The organism is Gammaproteobacteria bacterium (assembly GCA_016716465.1).
In the GTDB taxonomy this organism is placed as follows: Bacteria; Pseudomonadota; Gammaproteobacteria; order SZUA-140; family SZUA-140; genus JADJWH01.
Window position 1 is genome coordinate 182,934 of the sequence record JADJWH010000004.1, and the last position, 22,523, is coordinate 205,456.

Here is a 22,523-nt window from a genome sequence, read left to right on the forward strand (position 1 = left end):
GATTGTATGATATCCCTATCAGAAGCTCCTACTCCGCGCCGCGCCGCTAGTATCGATATGGACGCGATATATATGTGTATCAGCGCGGATTATACCTTAGCGGCCTTAGACGGTCATCTCCAAAGCCCTACGATTGTTTATTTATGTAGGAGGATCCGCGTACGTACAGTCACGAGGGGGCTTGCACATTTGACGTGAGGGGGGGCGGATTAGTTCCGGATTTGTTTTACCGGTATTCGGAGATCATCCGCCTTCCGGCATGAAGCTGCGTACCAGCCTGTTCTGCCGCCGCAAGGCCAGGTCCATCAGACGGGGAAACAGGGCGTTGAGGCGGACGAAGAAGGCTTCAGGGAAACCCAGATAGAGCTCCTTCCGATCCCGCTCGATCGCCTCCACGATCCGGTGCGCGACCAGTTCCGGTTCATCCATTTTCATGCCGGTCCGTTCCGCCATGCGGTGCACTTCAGGCGGATTGAGGGCTGTTCTGACGGCGCGCGGGGCGACATACGTGACACCGACGCCACTCCCCTCGAGTTCGCGGCGCAAGGCCTCGGAGAAACCTCGTAGCGCGTATTTGCTCGCGGAGTACGCCGCATGCCAGGCAAAACCGATCGAACCGAAGATCGAGCCAATATTGACGATCCGGCCGTGACCGCGCTCGATCATTCCCGGCAGCACCGACCGGGACAGGATCAGGGGGGCCGTGACATTGACCCGCATCATCTGCTCGATCGCCGCGGGGTCGTGGCGCGCGAACTCGGTGAATGCCAGGACGCCGGCATTGTTGATGAGTATATCCACGCCGCCAAAGCGCTCGTGCATGCTCCGGATGATCAGGTCGCGCCCGGCCCCGTCGGTGATGTCCGCGCAAATCGGCTGGATGCGGGCACCGTTCCCGCTGTACCGACTGGCCACCTCCTCCAGGTCAACGCCGCGGCGATCGACCATACCGACGGATGCGCCTCGCGCCAGCAGTTCAGCCAGCAGGGCGCGCCCGATCCCACCGCAGGCGCCGGTCAACAATACCCGTGCAGATTCCAATTCCATGACCCAACCTCCCGTCTAACCGATATGCTTGCGGGCCAGGGCCAGCCGGGTGCGCGCCTCTTCCCGCCGCCCCTCGTCGGCAAGTGCGCGATCCGGGCGGTCAGGCGCTTGCAACGCCTTTTCGAGATAACGCGCCGCCTCCTCATAGCGCTTCTGATCCAGCAGATAGTCCCCGTAGAAATAATTCGGGTCGATGCCGTCTGGATTGATCGACAGGGCCTTTTTCAGATACTTCTCGGCCTGCTCGTCACTGCCGAAACCCACCGGCCAGCCCGGCACCTGATAGTAGAGGCTGCCGAGAGAGGTGTAGATCGAACCGTCGAGCGCAGCGGGATCGATGGCCTCCGCCTGTTCCAGCAAGCGGCGCGCCTCCTTGACCTTGCCCAGCGCACCCAGCCCGCCGACCGCCCCGGCATGAGAACTCAGGATGATGGCCTTCCATACCAGCGGCTCGGCCCTCCCTTCATGGCTCGCCACGACCTGATCCGCCTCCGAGACAAGGCGCTTGAAGGCCTCATCCTGCTGCTTCTCCGGCGTACGGTACTTTGCCACGGCCCAGCCATCCTGCAACCGCAGGATATCCTGCGCGAGGGGATCGCCCTCCTGCGCCGGCGCCGCCGCCCCGATCATCAGGGCAGTTATCAGTGAGAACACCATCGCACTTGCCTTCATGAGCTTTTCCTCCTGAATTAATCCATGTCCAAGGGCAGGCCGCGGAATATTGCGCCGTACAAACGATAGAACATGTTCGCTTTGTGCAATATCGCCCGCCGATCCGCTTCGTCATCGAGACGATTGACCAGGGAACTGTAAAACTCCATATGACCGACATCGAGCGAACCATGAGAGTTCAGGTAGCTGAAGGCCCGTTCGGGCAATTGTAAAGACGACTGTATGGCGCGAGCCGCCTGATGCGCGAGCCGGATGCTCGTGCCCTCCAGAACGAACACCATGCCGAGGAATCCCGCGGGGTTTCCGCGCCGCACAGTGTCATAGGCGTACGCCACCATGATCTCAGTGGCCGCGCCGGGACGGCCGTTCCGCACCGCCTCGGCATCAGCGCCGCAGGCACGTATATCGTTCAGGATCCACTCCTGATGCCCCATCTCTTCCTCGATGTACTTTCCCATCGCCTCGCGCAGCCATTCGAGCCGCTCCGGCAGTGCGGCGCCGCAGGCCATCAGCAGGGGCACGGTGTGCTTGACGTGATGATAGGCCTCGGTGAGAAAGGCGACATAGGCGGAACGCGGGATCTCGCCGCGCATTCCGCGCGCGACGGCGGGGATGGCAAGAAACTCGGCGCGAGCGCCTTCGGTCGCGCCGAGCAGTTCATCATAGAAACTCATCTATACCGCCTCCTTCATCATCGGGCGGAGTATCTCGGCATAACGGCGGGCGATCAGGTCGCGGCGCGGACGCCCGGTTCCGGTAAGCTGCCCGTTCACGATCGAGAACGGCTCCGCCGCCAGCACATAGCCGCCCACCCGGGCGTAATCCGGCAATCTGCGGTTCACCGCCTCCACCGCCGCCCCGACCTCCTCCGCGCGCGCGCCCTTCGCCGCCACGATCAACGCCACATTGATCGGGCTGGATTCTCCGAACACCACCGCCTGCATTACCGTTTCCTGGGTCAGCAATTCACTTTCGATCCATTCGGGGGAGATGTTGCGTCCGAACGCGCTCGCGTAGGCGTTCTTCTTGCGTCCGGTGAAATACAGAAACCCGTCGGCATCGAGATAGCCGAGATCGCCGGTGGCCAGTTCTCCGGCACACGGCTCTCCACCCAGATACCCGGAGTACAAATCACCCTGGACCAGGATCTCGCCATCCTCAGCGATGCGGACCGTCAAACCAGGCAGCGGCCGGCCCACGGAGCCGATCCTGTTCGCGGCGGGCGTATTGAGGGCAACGACGGAGGCGGCCTCCGACAGGCCGTAGCCCTGATACACCGGCAGCGCCGCGTGCTGCGCCCGGAGCAACAGCTCACGGGCCACCGGCGCGCCCCCGACGGCGATGGAGCGCAGGCTGTCGGGCAAACGCGCACCGCGTGCGCGCGCGACCAGCATCGCGCGCAACTGTTGCGGAATAACGATCACGCCGCTGGGGCGATGGCGATTCAACGAATCGATCATCTGCGCCACATCGAGTCCGGATGAACCTGCCAGACCTACCTTGCGCAAGGGGGGCACGTGGCAACGCGCGCCGGCGAGCAAGGGTACGTAGACACCGCCCAGATTTTCCAGCAAGGTAGCGAGCGGGGTCAGACACAGACTGGCATCGTTTTCCGTCGCCGCGGTAACCTGGACCAGTACTTCGGCCTTGTGCTCCAGCGCACGGCGCGAGAGGGAGACCCCGCGGGGCTCGCCGGTGCTGCCCGAGGTGTAGGTGATCTTGGCCGTATCGACCAATGCCCGCGCAGCCTCCGTTCCGGACAGCATGGCCAGGGTCAGCGATTCCCCGGCGATGACGACCGTGGTCAGAACCGCCCCTGTCGCAAAGCGGGAAAGCCGCTCGGGCTGATCGGTAATCAGGCATTCCACACCGGCATCGCGCACGCTGTGCGCAAGTTGCTCATCGGTGAAGAACCCGGGCAGAGGAACACAAACGATATTTCCCGCCAGCGCCGCCAGATCCGCGACGACCCAGGCCGGCCCGTTGTCCAGCAACAGCCCCACCGTGCGGCCGCGCAAGCGGTCCCGCAGGGAATCGATCTCGTCGATGAGAGCGCGATAGCTCAGGGTCGCGTGTTCACCCGCGACCGCGGGAATATCCGGCCTGACCCGGGCATGCGCCCGGATTTGCGTAATGATGCGGCTCATTCAACAATCCGACCCGGATGCCACGTCGTAGACCGCGCGGGCCTGATTCCCAAGTCTCTGCGCCTCCAGCCAGAGGCTCCACAGCTTGCGCCTGTCCGGGCGGATGGCTGCACCCAGTTGCTGGAATCCCTGCGCGATCTCGCCGTAGCACACCACCGGTCCGGCGTCATAGTAGCTCCCCCACTGGACTCGCTCCGCGGGTGGGAGTCGCGTGACATCCGCACGCGCATGAATCTTCAGGGGCAGCCCGAGGCGTATGAATGCGTTGTAGACGGGTGGAATGGCGGTGAAAACCACCCACTCGTAGCCCGAGGAATAGAGATAGGCGGTCAAGGTCGCAATCAGCCAACGTGCCTGGCCGACGCTGGCAGGCGCCAGATTTCCCACTTCGACGATGGAAGAGCGCGAGATCCGGGACCGCCCGGTCTGCGCGGCGAGAAACGTCTCGATCTCGACGTCCAGGTAATGCTCCGAATACAGCCGCTCCTGCTCCGCCGGTCGTACGCCCGCGACGGCGCACAAGGCCTGATCTTCTCCTACCAGACTGAGCAGATCCGGGCAGAAGCTCGAGATTTCTGCTCCGTAGGTTCGACGGAAACGTTCACGCACGAAACCTTCCATGAGCGGTCGCAGCGGATCGAGGCGGTCGTGCCTGCCCAGCGTCAATGCAGTGCGCGGTTCCCCCAGACGCGGCAAGGCGGACACCTCGCAGTGTGAATTTTCCGTGGTCAGATCAGTTTGGATACTCATGTGCAACACCTGTTTCGGCCTACTACAGCGCCAAGAATAGGGTGTCGAACTTAAAATACACTTAAGCGGAATGCTTGAAAAAACGGAAAAATCCGCGAGGCCATCAACGCAAAGGCCCCGCTCGTGGCGAGGCCCCCGGAAACATGAAGCCTGCCAAGGCGCCGACATCCTTATCGGCTTTAGCTGTCATCGACAGGCCTTGACAGAACTTATTCAGATAGACCGTGCGGGTTGCAAAAAGTTCACGCGACAGAACACTACGCACGCCGGGCAACAGCCAGCGTCAGATCAGGTCTCAAAATAGAATTTCATGCGGCTCAGAGCCTGGCCATGCTGAACCGGAACCGCCTATCTGTAATGCTCCAGGGCATCCACGAAGGCGGTGATTCTGTCCCAATCCCACGGGCTGGCGGCGACACCCTCCAGCCTGGTCGTATCGTGGGGATATGCCCAGATACCCCGGATTTTCTTTCTCGCCTCCTTTGCGCAATTGATCTCCCAATACTGACCCAGTGAAACCAAGGAGTTCTTGCTCACCAGGACGATCACGCCATCGGAACGGCGGATACGTCTTTGCACACGTCTCTTCCATTCCGCACTAAACGGTTCTTTTACCGAGAAATAGACGTATTCATACGGGCTCCTGGTATGAAGAGAATGGTTTCGCAGGATAGCCAGCTGCTGCTCATCCTCGCCGGCAAATGCCACGAAGACAATCTTCTTAACCGCCATACACCAACGCCTCCCAATTAGACGATCAGGTAAGGCCTAATATTACACAGAGCATCCTGATATCAAGGATATTTCTCTTAACTTTACTGAGAACTGGAGTAACGATATGAATCCGCCACGGCATCAGCCTCCAGGGATCCGGAGAACACTGGAGCACCTGTCCCCTAAGGCTCTCTTAAGACGTAGGCGGAAAAATAACAGGTTCGTATCCTGTTCTATAGGCCAGAACCTCGATGCCATCAAATCTCGGTCCATGGACGTGGGCCCCCCCGCTCATCAGCATGCTTTTGCTAATCGTTCTCTGGCTTACCGATAGCAACGAATCCTTGTTCATAGTCATCAATCAACAACGCCATATACCAGATCTGGCGTGGAGTTCGCTGATCATTCTGGGCGACAGCATGATTCTGTTCGCCGTAGCGCTGCCATTTTGTGGTCGACGTCCGGAGGTCATTCGCGCAGTGATTGTCTCGGCAATAGTTGCCGCATTAGCCGTACGCGGGCTGAAATGGCTTGTAGTTGAAATGCGCCCCGTGGCCGTCTTGGAAACAATTCATATAATCGGACCATCACTAAGAAAATCCTCATTCCCGTCTGGTCATGCCACAACGATATTTACCTTTGTCGCGATCATATGCTTTTACACTTCGAAAAGATTATATAGAGTGCTTCTGGTCACCCTCGCTGTGTTGGTAGGAATTTCCCGCCTCGGTGTCGGCGCTCATTGGCCAACTGATGTAGTTGCCGGCGCTGCAATAGGCTGGGCATCAGCCATTGTCGGTGGAATATTGTCTGAGCGCTGGGAAGGTGGCATTAGTCTCACAGCTCAACGCATACTCGCCCTATTCCTATTAATTTGCACTATGAGTCTGCTTGGCATATATGACACGCATTATCCACAGGCGAATCCGATGCAATACGCTATTGCAATCGCCGCGTTAATATTCGCAACGCCAGGACTAGTTCGCTTGGCCCGAACTCATTGAGCCGCTCCCATGTTCTTGCTTTTGAACAATGCCGTTTGGATTACTGCGACGACTGAAGATATCCAGGTCAGGATTGTAAATGGGACTGGTCATATCGAAAGCACCCATAACGGTATGAAACACGTTCCTATGTGAGTAACTCCTTGCCTTTACCTCCGCCGCGTCAATATGAAACGGCTGCAGGGCCCTGAAGGATGTCGAGCGCCAGACAATGAAGGGTACTTTAATTTGATACTCAGGCGCGATCGAATAGGGCGCCCCGTGCAGATATGCGCCATGCTCCCCGAGCGACTCTCCGTGGTCTGATACATAGATCATTATAGCCGGGGTATCGTCCAGCTCCTGCAATGTGTGAATCACACGATTCAGAAAATAATCAGTATACAGAATGGTGTTGTCGTAGGCATTGATCAGAGAATCATGGCTGCATTTGAACAACTCGACTGTTTCACAAACGGGCTGAAATTTCTCGAACACTTTAGGATATCGAGTGCTATAAAGTGGTCCGTGGCTCCCCTTGGTATGCAACACAACAAAAATCTTTTTCATTTCTGATTTTCTTATGCGTTCGACGAGATTGGTCAGCAGCGCGCTATCAAACGAACAATCCTCCCCTTCACACACTTTTTTGAGATCGCTGGATTTCTCATACGTTGTCACATCAATCGGCGGCTCGCCCCAGTTGGCTGAACGCCATATCACATCAATACCATGTCGTTTCAGGTAACTTGGCAATGGCTCGTAATCGGAGGCATCCGACTCGGTATAGGACAACATGCACAATACCGATGCCGTGGTGTAGGTCGAGCACGCTGACGCGTCCAGCGCCAGGATGTCAGACTTGGTGAGATATGGATTGGTATTTCTTTCATATCCGTAAAGAGAGAAGTTTTGTGCGCGGGCCGCTTCTCCAATGACCAGCACTACAACCGTTTTATTGTCACTATTGAACGTCGCGGGAGGAAGCAGCTCTTGATGTCTTTCCTGCGCTATTTGTTCCTGTTTGAAACGCACGCTATTTGCAACATATGACCACGGTATCAGCAATCCGCCCAGCACCTTGGCATGCTTATCTATCCACAACCATGAGGATGAATTGACATATATGTACAGCACACCGACCAGGGTAATCACCAACGTTTGCCCGGTCAGCCTTAATCGCCGTACAGACTTGATGCGAGTTCTAAATACCAGGAATGCTGGAACAATGCCTAGAACCACCATATACGCCAGTATCATGGGGTGAAATAGGTCAGCCGCCTCATCGGTTCGCGTGTTGAACACATTCCCCATCATTGCCTTGTCGAGAACAACGTGATACTTCGTCATAAAATAAAATGCCAGCGAATTGGCCACTGCGATAATCATGCTGAATGGCTTCGCCAGAAATGGCATCAGCATGAAGATCAGGTAATACGCCCAGAGCGACAACATCCCCAGCAGAATTACAACTACCATCAGGGCAGAGAACCCATGCCACGACAGAATATTAATGTTGTCTGAAATAAAGGAAAGCAGCGGGTAGTTGTAAAGAACAATCCAACCGAGGATATTGCATGCAATAAAAGACAGCGCGCCAACCTCAGCAGATACATCGACCCCGGCAATAAAAGATCTGAATCTGGCAAGGGAACTCATCATTCATTTACCGTCATTGTGAATAGCGGGTTACCGGAATCCATGGATATACCAGATTTCAATTTGAATCCTCTGAATCGGCTGTAAAACTGGGCGCGGCGCCCACGCGCGCTTCGGGAGCGTATGGTGCTTGAAGATTTACGTTACTGACCGATCTCCACACCCCTCTCTCGTATAGGAGAAGATTCCTTCATTCGGAAGTTCATCCCGCTGACATTAATGGATGGATTTGCCGTCCAGGGCTCCAACGTGCTGAAAGACTCAACACTGTCTAGCGAGGCGTAGTAGTTAGGTAATAAGCATTGCCTCCACCAGAATATCAACTACCCCGGTACGCCACAGTACGTGCGCGGCGCGGAGACGGAATCTGATTGCCTACAAAACGGCCATACCCAAACGCGCAACCGAAGGAGAAATCTATAAATCCATGAATAGTTTGGTGGGCCCGCTCGGACTCGAACCGAGGACCAAGGGATTATGAGTCCCCTGCTCTAACCGACTGAGCTACAGGCCCGGAATGCGCGCAAGTATAGCGCAGCGTGGTGAAATGCACACCACACTGCCGCGGGAGCAGGCATACGGATACAGAGAGAAGGCAGTTGTATTCCGGTTTTCGATCCGGAACGGTGCTGCAAAACGCGCAGGGAGCCGCCCGGCTCCCTGCATCACAGCGAGGCGTTTTCCGCGTCTCCCGCCATCAATCCACGAAACTGCGCAATGCCTCCGAGCGGCTCGGATGGCGCAGCTTGCGCAGGGCCTTGGCCTCGATCTGGCGGATGCGTTCACGCGTGACGTCGAACTGCTTGCCGACTTCTTCCAGCGTGTGATCGGTATTCATGTCGATACCGAAGCGCATGCGCAGCACCTTGGCCTCGCGCGCGGTCAGGCTCTCGAGTACCGCGGTAGTGGCCTCGCGCAGGCCGGCGATGGTCGCTGCCTCGGGCGGCGACAGCATGTTCGAGTCCTCTATGAAATCGCCCAGATGGGAGTCCTCGTCGTCACCGATCGGAGTCTCCATCGAGATCGGCTCCTTCGCGATCTTGAGCACCTTGCGGATCTTGTCTTCCGGCATGTCCATGCGCGCGGCGAGCTCGTCCGGGGTGGCTTCGCGCCCCATCTCCTGCAGCATCTGGCGCGAGATGCGGTTCAGCTTGTTGATGGTTTCGATCATATGAACCGGGATTCGGATGGTACGGGCCTGGTCGGCGATCGAGCGCGTGATGGCCTGGCGGATCCACCATGTCGCATAGGTCGAGAACTTGTAACCGCGGCGATATTCGAACTTGTCCACCGCCTTCATCAGTCCGATGTTGCCTTCCTGGATCAGGTCAAGGAACTGGAGGCCGCGATTGGTGTATTTCTTCGCAATCGAGATGACCAGGCGCAGATTGGCCTCCACCATCTCCTTCTTGGCGCGGCGCGCCTTGGCCTCGCCGATGGACATCTTGCGGTTGATGTCCTTGATCTCGTTGATCGCCATGTTCGATTCGGTCTGGATCGAGATCAGTTTCTTCTGTGCGCGCAGGATTTCGTCCTGGTGCGCCTCCAGCACCTTGGAATACTTCTTGCCAGCCTTGATCTGGCGTGGCAGCCAGTTGAGATCCGTCTCATTGTCCGGAAAGGAGGTGATGAATTCCTTGCGCGGCATGTGCGCGTTGGCGACACACACCGTCATGATGATCTTTTCCTGCGCGCGGATACGCTCCACCGTCTCGCGCAGGTTGTTGATCAACTGGTCCGTCATGCGCTGGGTGAGCTTGAAGGTCATGAAGCAATCGGTCAGCTCGCGGAGCAGCTTGGCCGTCTTGTCGTGGCCGCGGCCGTGCTTGTCGACCGCCGTCAAGGACTTCTTGTAGAGCTTCTCAAGCTCTTCGAAGCGGATGCGCGCCACCTCCGGATCCGGGCCGGTGTCCGCGGCCTCACCGCTTTCACTGCCCTCCTCATCGGCCTCCGCCTCGCCGGCATCCTCGACGAACTCCTCCTCGACCACCGCCGCCTGAACCATCGGCACGCTGTCGTTCTCGTCTTCATTGGGGTCGACATAACCGGAAATCAGGTCGCCCAGCCGCACTTCGTTGGCCTGAACCTTCTGATAGGAGCGCAGCAGCTCGGCAATGGTGTCAGGATATTCCGTCAGGGCGAGCAGCATCTGGCGCTGGCCGCTTTCGATACGCTTGGCGATCTTGATCTCGCCCTCGCGGGTCAGCAGCTCGACGGTGCCCATTTCACGCATATACATGCGCACGGGATCGGTCGTGCGACCAAATTCGCTGTCCACGCTGGCGAGAGCGGCGGCCGCTTCCTCGGCGGCATCATCATCGCCGTCCACCGCGGCATCGTTCATCAGCAGACTTTCGGTATCCGGCGCGAACTCGTGCACCGTGATCCCCATATCGTTGATCATGCCGATGATGTCCTCGATCTGCTCGGGATCGACGATGTCGTTGGGCAGGTGGTCGTTCACCTCGCGATAGGTCAGGTACCCCTGTTCCTTGCCCTTGGCAATCAAGGTTTTGAGCTGCGATTGCTGATCCTGCTTCATATGGCGTCCCGACCTCTGGTCGACTGATTAACGATAAACGGCCGATTCTACTACATGCCATCGGGGATTGAGAACATCCCCCGGCATGGGCCACAGCACCTTCACACGGCCGTCGATTTCTCAATAATCAACTGTTTCATATCTCTTTTTTCCTGCAGCAGGCGGGCCAGTTCCTGCTTGTCCTGCGGACTCCAGGCATCCCGCGGGCGGCTGTTCAAATTCGCGATCTGCTGCTCGACGAAGCCGAGCTGCAGGCGGTACAGGGAGTCCAGAAATTCCCGATCCAGCTCCTCGTATGGCACCAGCGACTCATCGCGGGCCAACCTGGCCAGCGCCTTCGCATGCTCGCGTCCGCGCCAATGCTCCAGCACGATGGCTGTAGTGAAATGAGGGTTGTCCTGCAGTAAATCAAGCATCTCCACCAGCAAACCGACACCCGGAGTCTCCATCCGGATCAACCGCTTATAATCCCCGGCGTGCTGGGCCAGGGCGGGCTTTCTCAGCAGATGCGAGATCGCCTTGCGCACCAGCGAGACTACCGTCCGGTCACCCTGGGTATTCGGCGACGGCGCGCCAGGGCGACCGGCCTTCTGCGCGCCCGCCAGCATTCGCGCGAGGGTATCGGGGTTCATCTTGGAAAGTTCCGCCAGGCGGTCGATCATCAACTGCCGAAACACCCCCGGGGCCAGCCTTGCGAGATAGGGGCGGGTCAGCTCCACCAGGCGCGCCCGACCGTCTATGCTCGATATATCGGCACGCCCCACGAGCGTGTCATAGAAGAAAGTCGAAAGCGTGATTGCGTTCTCAACACGCCGCTCAAACATGTCCTTGTGCTCCTTGCGTACCAGCGAATCCGGGTCGTCGCCCTCGGGCAGAAACATGAAACGGGCCTGCCATCCGTCACGCAGCGCGGGCAAGGCCTGCTCCAGCGCGCGCCATGCCGCTTCGCGCCCGGCCCGGTCACCGTCGAAGCAGAAGATCACCTCCGGCACCAGGCGGAACATGCGCTCCAAATGCTGGGGCGTGGTCGCCGTCCCGAGTGTAGCGACGGCATAACGGACCCCGTGTTGCGCCAGCATCACCACATCCATGTAACCTTCGACCACAAGCAGACGCTCAAGTTGCCGCACGTGGGTGCGCGCCTCGTACAAGCCGTAGAGTTCACGCCCCTTGTGGAACAACTCGGTCTCGGGAGAATTGAGGTATTTCGGGGTGTCGTCCCCGATCACCCGCCCCCCGAATCCGATGACCCGCCCGCGGGCGTCCCGGATCGGGAACATGACACGGTCGCGGAAGCGGTCATAATATCCGCCCTGATCGCGCTTGATCAGCAGGCCGGCCTCAGCCAGCGCCCCGGCGCTGAATTTCCCCCCCATGAACGCGGCCAGATTGTCCCAGCCCGCCGGGGCGTACCCGATCCCGAACTCGGACGCCGTCTCCCCGGTGACGCCGCGCCCCTTGAGGTAGTCGATCGCCAGGCGGCCGCGCGGGTGCTCACGCAGTTGGCGGCGGAAATACTCCGCCGCCTCGCGCAGGATGTCGAGGGATTCGCCGCCCTTGCGAACGCGCTCACCGCCGCCCTCCGTCTTGGGCACCTCGAGACCCACCCGATGGGCAAGCTCATGCACGGCATCGACGAAATCGAGGTGGCAGTACTCCATCACGAAGCCGATCACCGTCCCGTGGGCACCGCAGCCGAAGCAGTGATAGAACTGTTTTTCCGGGCTGACGGTGAAGGAGGGGGTCTTTTCCTCGTGGAAGGGACAGCGCGCCACATACTCGCGCCCGGCCTTGCGCAGGGCCACGTAGCTGTCGATCACCTCCACGATGTCGACGCGCGCGGTCAATCCGTCAATGAAATCCTGGGGGATCCTGCCGGCCATGGGTAGCTAAGATACAAGGGTGAAGACACGGTGGACAAGGGGATGAGACGGTCCCTGTCGGTACGATCAATCGGGGGCGGGGCAACCGCCCCTCCGGATGCTTCGGGACGCTTGCGGAACGGACGGATCAGCCGAGGCGGGCCTTGATCCGGGCGCCGACCGCGGCCATATCGGCGCGCCCCTGGATCTGCGGTTTCAGCACACCCATGACCTTGCCCATATCCTTGACCGACTGGGCGCCGGTCTGCACCACCGCTTGTTCGATCAGGCCGGCCAGTTCCTCGTCGGAAAGCGCCGGAGGAAGATATTCCTCGATGACCCTGAGCTCATAGGCCTCCTTCTCGACCAGATCCTGGCGTCCCGCCTTGCCGAATTGATCGATGGAGTCGTTGCGCTGCTTGATCATCTTGCTCAACACGACGATGACCTGCTCATCGTCGAGGACAATGCGTTCGTCCACCTCGCGCTGTTTGATCGCGGCGTTGATCAGCCGGATGATGCCCAGACGCTGGCTGTCCTTGGCGCGCATCGCGGCCTTCATATCTTCCTGCAGGCGGTTTTTAAGCGTTGATTCCATAAGCCCTGGCAGAGATGATCGCCGGCAAGCCGAACCGCGGCAGGCTGCGCGACCCTGAGCCGCGCGCCTGCGCTCAATGACTCACGAGTGGGGACGGAAAAAGCGCGAACGCTCCATCGAGGTGCGCTTTTGCTGGCGTTTTACCGCAGCCGCGGCCTTGCGCTTGCGCACCGAGGTGGGCTTTTCATAAAACTCCCGCCGACGTATCTCGGACAACACCCCGCTCTTTTCGCAGATACGCTTGAAGCGGCGCAGCGCCACCTCGAACGGCTCGTTGTCTCTCACGCGCACATTTGGCATTCACATTCCCCGCAATTTGACGATGGTGAAGATTTAAAAACCCGAAAAGTCGCGTATTTTAACTTTCGCTGCAACCCGGTGTAAAGCCTCCCGTCCGGGAACCCGGAGCGGTGCACGAACCGGTCGCCGGCCGGGTCAGATTCTCGATAAATTATCTTTAAAAATCAATCTATAAAAATCTTCGGGGGTCTCCGAATACCCGGGCGACCGCACCCAGGGTGACCCGCACCGCCCCCCGGGTTTCCCCCGCGCTGGAACATTCGGAACCTTTTCGCACGTCTCAGGTACTAACCGTTACCGACCGTTTCCCGAGACATCACCCGGTATTCAGACCAAGCGACAGGGGGTGAAACACCGCCCGCCTGGAGGTTACTGCGGGGTGTTACACACGACAAAATACCGGGGTCTTGGCCATTGCACCGCAAAACCAGCATGGGCAGTAAAGAGGGTTCGGAGCAATCCGCATTTGAAACCCTGGTCCGTCCGCACCTGAAACCGCTGTTCCGGCTTGCCTACCGCCTGACGCACGCCCGCGAGGATGCGGAAGACCTGATTCAGGAGCTTCTGTTGAAACTCTATCCGCGTCGCCAGGAACTCATGGAAGTCGATCGCCTCCGCCCGTGGCTGGCCCGGGTCATGTACCGGATCTTCATCGATAACCGTCGGCGATACACCCGCTCCCCGGTGCATCTGGCCGTGGATTACGGCGGCGATGCGGAGGGGACCGATCCGATCGAGAATCTCGCCGGGACAGGGGATAACCCGGAGTTTGAAACCGAACAGGGCGTCCTGACCCGGCACTTGCTGCAGGTGATCGACCGGTTGAGCGAGGATCACCGGCATGTGCTCAGCCTGCACGATATCGAAGGATATACCCTGGAAGAGATGCAAGTGATACTCGACTGCCCGATCGGCACGCTCAAATCGCGACTGCATCGCGCCCGCGCGCGACTGCGGGAACTCCTGCCCCATCTCGAAATGGAATTCTCATCCCTATCAAAAAAATAAATACATAGTAATCATATACCTGAAATCCCACATGGAACTTTTTTCATCGGGCCTCGTGTATCTTACTGTAGTGTTTTAGCGACAGGAACCAAGGCCGCCCCATGAACTGCTCCGCAATCGATCATCTGGTGGATGACTATCTCGACGGCGTACTGACGTCCTCGGATGCCGCCGCGCTGGAACGGCATGTCGCCGCCTGTCCGTTGTGCCGCGCCCGCATGATCCGGGAGCAGAATGTGCGCCAGCTGCTGCGGACACTGCCCGCACCGGAACCGTCCGCGGATTTTTTCGATCGCGCCATCGCGGAGGCGGTGGTGCGCGATCCCCGCAAACACCGGCGCATGTCCGGCCTGGGACTCGCCCTGGCGGCGAGCGTCACGCTCGTCTTCGCGCTTGGCGTGCTGTACAGACCCGGCCCCGCACCGATACAGGACATCCCCGGGCTGGCTATCGCGCTGAACCAGGTCCAGGACGTGAGCCTTGTACTCGAGTCCGACCAGCCCATGCAAAATGCCCGTTTTACCATCCAGCTGCCCGAAGGCATCGAGGTCGACGGATACCCGGGACAGCGTGAACTCAGCTGGGAAGGCAGTCTGGCACAAGGCAAGAATCTGCTGGTCCTTCCAGTTGAAGCGCGCAGCAGTCATGGCGGCGACCTGGTCGCCGTGGTGACTTACAGCGGAAAGAGAAAGAACTTCGTCCTGAGGATGAACGTACTGCCGTCGCGGGAACCGCCGATAAACAATCATCAGGACCAGACAGCGGCGCCGGTAACGGTAATGTAGCCTTCAGGGCCAAACCCCATGCGGATCACCTTCCACTCCATCTGCCTATCCATGTTCATTGCCGCCGTGCTGGCGGGGCGCGCGTTCGCGGCGGAAGGCGCCGGCGATCTCGATATCACCATCCGCATGATGGATGCCAGACAGACCGCCGATGAATTCATCAACCGCATCGAATTGCCCAAAGAATTCCAGGGCACCGTCCCCGCCGCCACGAGCAGCGGGCCATCGAACAAGGACACACAGCGCGGAACCGATGATAAACGTAAACGCCGCGACGGCGTCAAAAACAACGATGCCGGCCGGGACACTGGCGAACGCGACCGCACCGACACGCAGGCGGATCTCCACTCGACCAACGCTGCCGACCAAGGCGACCCCCCCGGTTTACGCGATCGCGCGGACGAATCGCGCGAACGGCGCGATAATTTCCAGCAAAGCTCGCGTGAGCAGCAGGAATCGGCCCGACAGAACTCCCGGGAAAACTGGGACAAGGTCCGCGAGTCCTACCCGCCTTCCGCGTGGCCGGATCGGGAGAAATAGTATAAATTAAGGGCTGGTCGACCTACTCTCGCCAGCCCATGGGGTGGCGGGGCGTTTATTCACGGCCTGTCCGGCATCCCCCCTTTGGTCCCCGATGCATGGAAAGGCCTCTCTGATCCTGTGCCGCCATGCCGCCCAGCGCCCGTGACCCGCAGCGCGCGAAGAGAAGCGGGCCGTCGCTGCTCGCCGCAATCCTCTTCAATCTGACCCTACCCGTCGCCTATGCTGACGAGGCCTATGATCAGGGCATCGACGCCTTCAACCGCGGTGACTATGAGACCGCGGTTACGCACTTTCTCGCCTCCCGACCCGAAACCGAAGACAACGCAGCCCTCTATTACAACCTCGGAGCCAGTTATTACAAGCTCGCGCGTTACCCCGAGGCCAGGGAAGCCTTTCTGAAGGTCATTGCCGATCCCGACATCGCGCCCCTCGGATACTACAACCTCGCGCTCGTCGACGCCCAGCTGAACCGAGCCGACCAGGTGGCGGCCTGGCTGCAGCGCACGATCGAGAGCACGGACAACCCGAAACTCCGGTCGCTGGCCCTGACGCTGCTGGAGCGATACTCAACCGAACGGGAGGAGATTCGCGAAGCCGTTGACCTGTCGGCGGTCTCGCCCTGGTCAGGCTTCATCGTGGGCGAAACGGGTTACGACAGCAATGTCATCCTGCTCGCCGACAACCAGACCCTCACCACCAGCGACCAGGATGATTATTTCTTCGATGCCTTCGGCTATCTCCAGCGGAGACTGCGCACGAGCGGCTCCATTGGCATGAGCCTGGAAGGAAGCGCCTATGTCATCAAGTACCAGGACCTGAACGGCTATGACATCGACTCCCTGTCTCTCGGCGGGTTGCTGGAGAAGGATATCGCCGGATGGTCGGCCGCGGGTCGTGCCCAGCTGGTGTACAGCTTTCTGGACGGCGATGAATTCACCCTGGAACCCCGTTTCAAGCTGAGCACCAGCCGGTGGCTGGAAACAGGGCGCAGCCGCCTGCGTCTGCGCTACGAAGTCAGCCGGATAAACGACCTGGACCCCCTCTATACCTATCTCTCCGGCTGGCGTCACCGGACCGATGCGCGCATGAGCTGGTTGCGCGGCAAACGCCAACTGCACCTGATGTACCAACTCGAGACCAATTATCGCGAGGAACTCTCCACTCCGCTGTTCACCAGCTATTCACCCGTGCGCAATTCCGTGCGCCTCGAAGCGGAAGGCCCCGTCGGCGCCCTGTTCCACGCCGCGCTCGAACTGCGCTATTCGCGCTCGCACTACCTGAATCCGAATGAGCTGGCCGATGGCAGCTTCCTGACCCGCAACGATGACCAGATCATGGCCATCGCCCGGCTCACGCACGGGCTTTCCGGCGGGAACGAATTGTCTTTTGAATACCGGCGCACCGAAAACCGGTCCAACATCGACGATTACGACTACACGCAATACACCGCCATGATCGGTCTGCTGCTGCCGTTCTGAACCGGAGAGGCTATCTGCCCGCCCGGACCAGGCTGCCCAGGCCGGCCTGCTGCAACAGGCCGTCGAGATGACGGCGGATGCTGCGGGTATCTTCCATCGCCAGCACCTCGTCGAGGATATCCCGCGCACGACCGATGCTGAAGTTATGGATCACCCATTTGACGCGCGGCAGGCTGGTGACACTCGCGCTAAGGTTTGACACGCCCATTCCAAGCAGCAACAGCGCAGACGCGGGATCCCCCGCCATCTCACCACAGACTCCCACCGCACGCCCGCAGCGCTGCGCCGTAACGACCACTTGCATCATCGCGCGCAGCACCGCGGGATGCAGGGAATCGTACAAGGAGGCCACGCGCGTGTTATTCCGGTCCACGGCCAGCATGTACTGGGTCAGATCGTTGGTGCCGATGGAAAGAAAATCCACGCGCGGCGCCAGCGTGTCGATCTGGTAGATAGCCGACGGCACCTCGATCATGATGCCGGTCTCCGGCATCGTCACCGCCTCGCCCTGACCGCACAGCTCCTGATGCACCCGCCGGATGATACGCAAGGCCTCGTCGACCTCGCTGACGTCGCTGATCATCGGGAGCAGCAGCCGCAAATTGTTCAGGCCGATGCTGGCGCGCAAGATCGCGCGCAACTGGACCGAGAATATCTCCGGATGGTCGAGCGTGATCCTGATGCCGCGCCAGCCCAGGAACGGATTCTCCTCGTGAATCGGGAAATAGGGCAGCATCTTGTCCCCGCCCACGTCCAGCGTACGTACCGTCACCGGCAGCGGTGCGTAGGCCTCCAGCACCTGCCGGTAGATCTGGCGCTGCTCCTCCTCGCTCGGGAAGCGGTTGCGGATCATGAAAGGGAACTCCGTCCGGTACAGACCGATGCCCTCCGCGCCGTGGTGCAGCGATGGGTTGATGTCGGACAATAACCCGGCATTGGCGTAAAGCGGGATCCGTATCCCGTCCGGTGTAATCGCGGGCAGATCACGTAGCTCCGCCAACTCGGCGGCGAGCCTCTCCTCTTCCTGGGCCAGCACAAGATATTCCGCGCGCACCTTGGCCGAGGGGGAGACAAACAGGGTACCGCTGTCACCGTCGACGATCAGTTCGCGCCCGTCTATGCGCCCCACGGGCAGGTCGCTCAGGCCGACCACCGCCGGTATGCCGAGCGACCGCGCCAGGATCGCCACGTGCGAGGATCCGGAACCACGCACCGTCACCACGCCCGCCAGGCGATCCAGCGGCACCTCCGCCAGCATCGAGGCCGTGATCTCCTCGCCGACCAGTACCGCGCGCTCCGGATATTGCCGCTGATCCTGCGGCATGTTCTCCAGCCGCGCCAGGATGCGCCGCCCGACATCCCGCACGTCTTCCGCGCGTTCGCGGAGGTAGGGATCCTCCATCTGATCGAAGACCCGCGTGTGCTCGGCGATCGTATCGCGCAACGCTCCCGCCGCCCAGTTGCCGGCGCGGATCCGCTCCAGGGTCTGATTCTCCAGACTCGGGCTGCTCAACATCAGGGTATAGGCATTGAACAAGGCGCGATCTTCGGCGGCGAGGGAATCGCCCATCCTGTGCTCCAGCATCCGAATGTCGTCGCGCGCCGCTTCCAGGGCGGCGCGGAAGAGCGCCGCCTCTCCCTCGATATCACTGACTCGCCGATCGGGGATCGCGCTCAGATCCGCTGGCGGAAAGATCACTACGGCCGACCCGAAGCCGATTCCAGGGGCCCCGGGCAGGCCTACGATCGGGCGCGATTCGACACCTTCCTGGTCGGCGGAGAATCCCCGGATACCCCCGTTCGCGGCGGCAAGCGCGATGGCTCCGGACAGTTGCGCGGCGATGGTGAGCAGAAACGCCACCTCGTCGTCGTCGAAGCGGCGCTTGTCGTGCTGGCGCGCGACCAGAACCCCCATCACCTTGCGGTGATGGATGATCGGTACGCCGAGAAAACCGTGATAGTAGGCCTCGCCCGTCTCCGCGACAAAGCGATAACGGGGATCGGCGGGCGCGTCGTCGAGGTTGAGGGGTTCCTCGGTCTCCCCCACCACACCGACCAGGCCTTCGCCGCGCGCGAGGAAGACCCGCCCGATCGCCTGGGGATTGAGGCCGTCCGTCGCCATGAGGATGAAGGCATCCCGGGCGGGATCGAACAGATATACGGTGCAGACATCAACCTTGATGGCTTGCTTTACACGGGTGACGATAATCGACAGGGCCTGCTGCAGATCGCGGGCCGCATTGACTTCCTGAACTATGCGCCGAAGTGTGGCGAGCATCCTGGTTTCCGCGCCGCGGGCTCCGCGTCATCCATCATGGCCGAGACCGATTTTTTTGTGCGCCCTCAACACCGGGCTGACCTTTCCGTCACTGAACAACACCTCGGAGAACTCTTCGAGCGCGCTGCGGTACACATTACGCTTGAAGGAGACAACCTCCTTCAGCGGACTCCAGAAATCCACCCAGCGCCAGCGGTCGAATTCGGGTTGATCCGTGCTGTCCAGCCGAACCCGGCCTTCGTCACCGACCAGATACAGCAGATACCAGACCTGCTTCTGGCCGATGCACAACGGGCGGCTGCGTCGCCTGATCAGATGCTTGGGGAGGCGGTAACGCAGCCAGTCGCGCGTGCGTCCCAACACCACCACGTCCCCCGCCTCGAGGCCGATCTCCTCGCGCAATTCGCGGTACATCGCCTGCTCGGGCGCCTCGTCCTCCCGGATGCCCCCCTGGGGGAACTGCCATGCGTCCTGGCCGATCCGGCGCGCCCACAGGACCTTACCCTCAGCATTGCTCAGGACAATCCCGACATTGGCCCTGTATCCATCTAAATCAATCACTTGCACGACCTTCACGAGCGCTTTTTGCAATCGATTCTCCCATAATTCGCGTGACCTCCGCAATTCCGCGCATCACGCCCTCCGATCCCGGGGCGCGGACTTCAGGCAAGGCCTTGCAAGCCATGCTGGTATCCACTACGTTAAGCAATATCAATAAGTTGAACCTATGGATTAGCGGATTTGCCACTCGCCCTGTTTGATCTCGACAACACCCTGCTTGCCGGTGACAGTGACTACCTGTGGGGGGAATTCCTCGTGGAGCGGGGGATCGTGGATGGCGAGCACTACGCCCGTGAGAACGAGCGTTTCTACCGCGAATACCAGGCCGGGACGCTCGACATCCGTGCCTGGCTGGCCTTCCAGCTGAGCCCGCTCGCCGCGCACGAACCCGCGTTCATGCGTGAGCTGCGCGATCGCTTCATGGCGGAAAGGATCCGTCCGATCATCCTCCCGGCAGGACGAAAACTGATCGAGACCCACCGCGCACAGGGAGACATCCCGGTGATCATTACCGCGACCAATTCCTTCATTACGCGCCCGATCGCCGCCTCCCTCGGCGTGGAATACCTAATCGCGACCGAACCCGAGATCAATGCCGGGCGCTTTACCGGCGGCGTAGCCGGCGTCCCCTGCTTTCGGGGCGGCAAGGTCGAGCGCCTAGCGGCCTGGATGGCCGAGAACCGGATGGATCTGGGCGGCAGCTGGTTTTATTCCGATTCACATAACGATCTGCCGCTGCTCGAGCTGGTTGACCACCCGGTTGCGGTGAATCCCGACGACACGCTGGCGCGCCACGCGGCAAGCCGGGCATGGCCCATCCTCGATTTGCGCTGAACTCCAGCGCGGTGCGGCTGGGTGTCCTCGTCCTCGCGGGAGCGGGAAGCCTGCTGTTCGCCGTGGCCACGGGCAGTGTTTCCGTAGGCTGGCATGAACTGTGGTTGATACTGCTGGGGGACCATTCGGCGCCCAGTTACGTCGTCGTGACCGAACTCAGACTTCCGCGCGCCATAACGGCCTTTGCCTGCGGCGGAATGCTCGCGCTGGCCGGCGCCCTGATGCAGGTACTGCTGCGCAATCCGCTCGCCGACCCGTATATCCTGGGCGTGTCCGGCGGGGCCGCCGTCGGCGCCTTGTCCACCCTGCTCATCGGATTGGGCGGACTCTGGCTCACCGGCGGCGCCTTCATTGGCGCCATGCTGTCGATGCTGCTGGTGTTTGCCCTGGCGCACGGACGCGGCGCCTGGACGCCGACCCGGCTGTTGCTGACGGGGGTCGTGGTTGCCGCGGGCTGGGGCGCCCTCATCAGCCTGATCCTCTCGCTCAGCGCCGACACCACCTTGCGCGGCATGATCTTCTGGCTGCTGGGTGATCTGGGTCAGGCGCCCTATCCGGGGCTTGGGATCGGTACGCTGGCGCTCGGACTCCTCTTCGCGCTCGTCAGTGCGCGCGAGCTGAATGTCCTGGTATTCGGCGAACTCAAGGCCCGCGCCCTCGGCATCGGCGTCGACCGCCTGCGCCTGCGTCTGTATATCCTGGCGTCCCTGCTCACCGCCGTGGCCATCACCATCGCCGGCAATATCGGCTTCATCGGCCTGATCGTGCCGCATCTGACGCGCCTGATCGTGAGCCACGATCATCGCATTCTGCTGCCGGCCTCAACGCTGATCGGGGCGATCTTTCTGGTGATCGCGGATACCCTGGCCCGTTCGGCGTTCTCACCGCTGCAACTGCCGGTCGGCGTCATGACGGCGCTGATCGGTGTCCCGCTGTTTCTGTACCTGCTGCGACGGAGCCCACATTGAGCGCGCTGCTGACGACCCGCGGTCTCGATGTCTCGATCGCGGGGACCGGTGTCTGCCGCGGCCTCGACCTGCAGATCGACCGCGGCAGCCGCTGGGCCGTGCTCGGGCGCAATGGCTGCGGAAAGACCACATTGCTGAAGACCCTGGCGGGACTGCACCCCCGTGACGCGGGCGCGATCACCCTTGCGGGAAAGAGTCTCGAGGAAGTCCCGCGCGCGCAGCTGGCCCGTATCCTGGGAATCCTGTTTCAGGAACAGGACAGCCTCTTCCCGGGGAATGTGCTCGAGGCCGCCCTGATTGGACGCCATCCATATCTCGCCGCCTGGCGCCGGGAAAGCGGGGAAGACTTCGAGCGCGCCCGCGCCGCACTTGCGCAAGTGGGGCTGGCCGGCAAGGAATCCCGTGTCCTGTCGACTCTGTCCGGGGGCGAACGCCAGCGCCTCGCCATCGCAACCTTGCTGACGCAGGATCCGGCGCTCTGCCTGCTCGATGAGCCGAGCACCCATCTGGATCTGTATCATCAGATCCATATCCTGCGCATTCTCCGCGATTCGACCCGGGGCGGCGAGAAGGCGCTGGTGATGGTGCTGCATGACATCAACCTGGCCGCCCGGTACTGCGATCACGCGCTGTTGCTGTTCGGGCCGGAGGCCCAGGTGCACGGCCCGATCGGAGACGTCCTGACGGAGGAGAACCTGTCCAGGCTGTACGGCCATCCGATGCGCAGGCTCGACACCGAACAGGGCGGGATCTTCTCGCCGGTATGGGACGACTGAGCCGGACGCCTGAAGGGG

21 protein-coding genes and 1 tRNA gene are annotated in these 22,523 nt (G+C 60.5%); 8 read left to right on the top strand and 14 right to left on the bottom strand.

All coding sequences use genetic code 11. From position 1 onward, the window contains the following. Positions 1 to 243: 243 nt before the first annotated feature. From IPM20_08565 to IPM20_08590, 6 genes are all read right to left on the bottom strand, one after another. A complete protein-coding gene (locus IPM20_08565) occupies positions 244 to 1,047 on the bottom strand; it encodes an SDR family oxidoreductase (protein MBK9131667.1) in 804 nt (267 codons plus the stop codon). 15 nt (positions 1,048 to 1,062) lie between these two features. Beyond that, positions 1,063 to 1,719, bottom strand: a complete 657-nt coding sequence (locus IPM20_08570) for a hypothetical protein (protein MBK9131668.1) — start codon at positions 1,717 to 1,719, stop codon at positions 1,063 to 1,065. Positions 1,720 to 1,736: 17 nt separating this feature from the next. Then, on the bottom strand, positions 1,737 to 2,393 hold the full coding sequence (locus IPM20_08575; protein MBK9131669.1) for an iron-containing redox enzyme family protein: 657 nt from the start codon (positions 2,391 to 2,393) through the stop codon (positions 1,737 to 1,739). Continuing rightward, positions 2,394 to 3,866, bottom strand: a complete 1,473-nt coding sequence (locus tag IPM20_08580; GenBank protein ID MBK9131670.1) for an AMP-binding protein — start codon at positions 3,864 to 3,866, stop codon at positions 2,394 to 2,396. It lies immediately after the preceding gene. Continuing rightward, the gene (locus IPM20_08585; GenBank protein ID MBK9131671.1) at positions 3,867 to 4,616 is read right to left on the bottom strand and encodes a thermostable hemolysin; all 750 of its coding nucleotides are present in this window, start codon (positions 4,614 to 4,616) and stop codon (positions 3,867 to 3,869) included. 348 nt (positions 4,617 to 4,964) lie between these two features. Further along, on the bottom strand, positions 4,965 to 5,348 hold the full coding sequence (locus IPM20_08590) for a hypothetical protein (protein ID MBK9131672.1): 384 nt from the start codon (positions 5,346 to 5,348) through the stop codon (positions 4,965 to 4,967). A 281-nt stretch (positions 5,349 to 5,629) separates the two neighbouring features. On the opposite strand from IPM20_08590, the gene IPM20_08595 reads away from it, so the two are divergent. Further along, positions 5,630 to 6,334 (top strand): phosphatase PAP2 family protein, encoded by a 705-nt coding sequence (locus IPM20_08595; protein ID MBK9131673.1) that lies wholly within the window; start codon positions 5,630 to 5,632, stop codon positions 6,332 to 6,334. Here IPM20_08595 and eptA read toward each other — a convergent pair. The 6 genes from eptA to rpsU form a co-directional block, all read right to left on the bottom strand. Next, complete coding sequence (eptA, locus tag IPM20_08600; protein MBK9131674.1) at positions 6,308 to 7,975, bottom strand: phosphoethanolamine--lipid A transferase EptA; 1,668 nt, start codon at positions 7,973 to 7,975, stop codon at positions 6,308 to 6,310. The genes IPM20_08595 and eptA overlap by 27 nt on opposite strands. Positions 7,976 to 8,409: 434 nt before the next feature. Then, positions 8,410 to 8,486, bottom strand: a tRNA-Ile gene (locus IPM20_08605). 183 nt (positions 8,487 to 8,669) lie between these two features. Then, positions 8,670 to 10,514 (bottom strand): RNA polymerase sigma factor RpoD, encoded by a 1,845-nt coding sequence (gene rpoD / locus IPM20_08610; GenBank protein ID MBK9131675.1) that lies wholly within the window; start codon positions 10,512 to 10,514, stop codon positions 8,670 to 8,672. A gap of 101 nt (positions 10,515 to 10,615) precedes the next feature. Then, complete coding sequence (locus tag IPM20_08615) at positions 10,616 to 12,397, bottom strand: DNA primase (GenBank protein ID MBK9131676.1); 1,782 nt, start codon at positions 12,395 to 12,397, stop codon at positions 10,616 to 10,618. Between the two features lie 127 nt (positions 12,398 to 12,524). Next, positions 12,525 to 12,974: a GatB/YqeY domain-containing protein gene (locus IPM20_08620; GenBank protein ID MBK9131677.1), complete on the bottom strand. Its 450-nt coding sequence runs from the start codon at positions 12,972 to 12,974 to the stop codon at positions 12,525 to 12,527. 81 nt (positions 12,975 to 13,055) lie between these two features. Then, positions 13,056 to 13,274, bottom strand: a complete 219-nt coding sequence (rpsU, locus tag IPM20_08625; protein ID MBK9131678.1) for a 30S ribosomal protein S21 — start codon at positions 13,272 to 13,274, stop codon at positions 13,056 to 13,058. A gap of 432 nt (positions 13,275 to 13,706) precedes the next feature. On the opposite strand from rpsU, the gene IPM20_08630 reads away from it, so the two are divergent. The 4 genes from IPM20_08630 to IPM20_08645 all read left to right on the top strand — a co-directional run bounded on the left by IPM20_08630 (position 13,707) and on the right by IPM20_08645 (position 17,088). Next, entirely contained in the window at positions 13,707 to 14,282 is a 576-nt protein-coding gene (locus tag IPM20_08630; GenBank protein ID MBK9131679.1) for an RNA polymerase sigma factor, read from the top strand. 101 nt (positions 14,283 to 14,383) lie between these two features. Then, positions 14,384 to 15,067 carry a zf-HC2 domain-containing protein gene (locus IPM20_08635; GenBank protein ID MBK9131680.1) on the top strand — a complete coding sequence of 228 codons (684 nt, stop codon included), beginning with the start codon at positions 14,384 to 14,386 and terminating at the stop codon, positions 15,065 to 15,067. Positions 15,068 to 15,085: 18 nt separating this feature from the next. After that, a complete protein-coding gene (locus IPM20_08640) occupies positions 15,086 to 15,607 on the top strand; it encodes a hypothetical protein (protein MBK9131681.1) in 522 nt (173 codons plus the stop codon). Between the two features lie 128 nt (positions 15,608 to 15,735). After that, positions 15,736 to 17,088 carry a tetratricopeptide repeat protein gene (locus tag IPM20_08645; GenBank protein MBK9131682.1) on the top strand — a complete coding sequence of 451 codons (1,353 nt, stop codon included), beginning with the start codon at positions 15,736 to 15,738 and terminating at the stop codon, positions 17,086 to 17,088. Positions 17,089 to 17,098: 10 nt separating this feature from the next. Here IPM20_08645 and ptsP read toward each other — a convergent pair whose 3' ends face one another. Further along, entirely contained in the window at positions 17,099 to 19,366 is a 2,268-nt protein-coding gene (gene ptsP, locus IPM20_08650; GenBank protein MBK9131683.1) for a phosphoenolpyruvate--protein phosphotransferase, read from the bottom strand. A gap of 27 nt (positions 19,367 to 19,393) precedes the next feature. Next, positions 19,394 to 19,927 (bottom strand): RNA pyrophosphohydrolase, encoded by a 534-nt coding sequence (locus IPM20_08655; protein MBK9131684.1) that lies wholly within the window; start codon positions 19,925 to 19,927, stop codon positions 19,394 to 19,396. A 180-nt stretch (positions 19,928 to 20,107) separates the two neighbouring features. Here IPM20_08655 and IPM20_08660 point away from each other — a divergent pair, with 180 nt between their 5' ends. From IPM20_08660 to IPM20_08670, 3 genes are read left to right on the top strand one after another with little or no spacing between them, the layout of a single operon-like run. After that, positions 20,108 to 20,761 carry an HAD family hydrolase gene (locus IPM20_08660; GenBank protein MBK9131685.1) on the top strand — a complete coding sequence of 218 codons (654 nt, stop codon included), beginning with the start codon at positions 20,108 to 20,110 and terminating at the stop codon, positions 20,759 to 20,761. Further along, positions 20,737 to 21,729, top strand: coding sequence for an iron ABC transporter permease (locus IPM20_08665; GenBank protein ID MBK9131686.1), 993 nt, complete (start codon positions 20,737 to 20,739; stop codon positions 21,727 to 21,729). Before IPM20_08660 ends, IPM20_08665 begins: the two co-directional genes overlap by 25 nt. A gap of 5 nt (positions 21,730 to 21,734) precedes the next feature. Beyond that, positions 21,735 to 22,505 carry an ABC transporter ATP-binding protein gene (locus IPM20_08670; GenBank protein ID MBK9131687.1) on the top strand — a complete coding sequence of 257 codons (771 nt, stop codon included), beginning with the start codon at positions 21,735 to 21,737 and terminating at the stop codon, positions 22,503 to 22,505. The last annotated feature ends 18 nt before the right edge of the window (positions 22,506 to 22,523 follow it).

What these genes read in the sequence shown, in the direction of transcription:
- IPM20_08565 (MBK9131667.1), bottom strand. Translation starts at nt 1,047, where the DNA reads ATGGAATTGGAATCTGCACGGGTATTGTTGACCGGCGCCTGCGGTGGG.
- IPM20_08570 (MBK9131668.1), bottom strand. Translation starts at nt 1,719, where the DNA reads ATGAAGGCAAGTGCGATGGTGTTCTCACTGATAACTGCCCTGATGATC.
- IPM20_08575 (MBK9131669.1), bottom strand. Translation starts at nt 2,393, where the DNA reads ATGAGTTTCTATGATGAACTGCTCGGCGCGACCGAAGGCGCTCGCGCC.
- IPM20_08580 (MBK9131670.1), bottom strand. Translation starts at nt 3,866, where the DNA reads ATGAGCCGCATCATTACGCAAATCCGGGCGCATGCCCGGGTCAGGCCG.
- IPM20_08585 (MBK9131671.1), bottom strand. Translation starts at nt 4,616, where the DNA reads ATGAGTATCCAAACTGATCTGACCACGGAAAATTCACACTGCGAGGTG.
- IPM20_08590 (MBK9131672.1), bottom strand. Translation starts at nt 5,348, where the DNA reads ATGGCGGTTAAGAAGATTGTCTTCGTGGCATTTGCCGGCGAGGATGAG.
- IPM20_08595 (MBK9131673.1), top strand. Translation starts at nt 5,630, where the DNA reads ATGCTTTTGCTAATCGTTCTCTGGCTTACCGATAGCAACGAATCCTTG.
- eptA (MBK9131674.1), bottom strand. Translation starts at nt 7,975, where the DNA reads ATGATGAGTTCCCTTGCCAGATTCAGATCTTTTATTGCCGGGGTCGAT.
- rpoD (MBK9131675.1), bottom strand. Translation starts at nt 10,514, where the DNA reads ATGAAGCAGGATCAGCAATCGCAGCTCAAAACCTTGATTGCCAAGGGC.
- IPM20_08615 (MBK9131676.1), bottom strand. Translation starts at nt 12,397, where the DNA reads ATGGCCGGCAGGATCCCCCAGGATTTCATTGACGGATTGACCGCGCGC.
- IPM20_08620 (MBK9131677.1), bottom strand. Translation starts at nt 12,974, where the DNA reads ATGGAATCAACGCTTAAAAACCGCCTGCAGGAAGATATGAAGGCCGCG.
- rpsU (MBK9131678.1), bottom strand. Translation starts at nt 13,274, where the DNA reads ATGCCAAATGTGCGCGTGAGAGACAACGAGCCGTTCGAGGTGGCGCTG.
- IPM20_08630 (MBK9131679.1), top strand. Translation starts at nt 13,707, where the DNA reads ATGGGCAGTAAAGAGGGTTCGGAGCAATCCGCATTTGAAACCCTGGTC.
- IPM20_08635 (MBK9131680.1), top strand. Translation starts at nt 14,384, where the DNA reads ATGAACTGCTCCGCAATCGATCATCTGGTGGATGACTATCTCGACGGC.
- IPM20_08640 (MBK9131681.1), top strand. Translation starts at nt 15,086, where the DNA reads ATGCGGATCACCTTCCACTCCATCTGCCTATCCATGTTCATTGCCGCC.
- IPM20_08645 (MBK9131682.1), top strand. Translation starts at nt 15,736, where the DNA reads ATGCCGCCCAGCGCCCGTGACCCGCAGCGCGCGAAGAGAAGCGGGCCG.
- ptsP (MBK9131683.1), bottom strand. Translation starts at nt 19,366, where the DNA reads ATGCTCGCCACACTTCGGCGCATAGTTCAGGAAGTCAATGCGGCCCGC.
- IPM20_08665 (MBK9131686.1), top strand. Translation starts at nt 20,737, where the DNA reads ATGGCCCATCCTCGATTTGCGCTGAACTCCAGCGCGGTGCGGCTGGGT.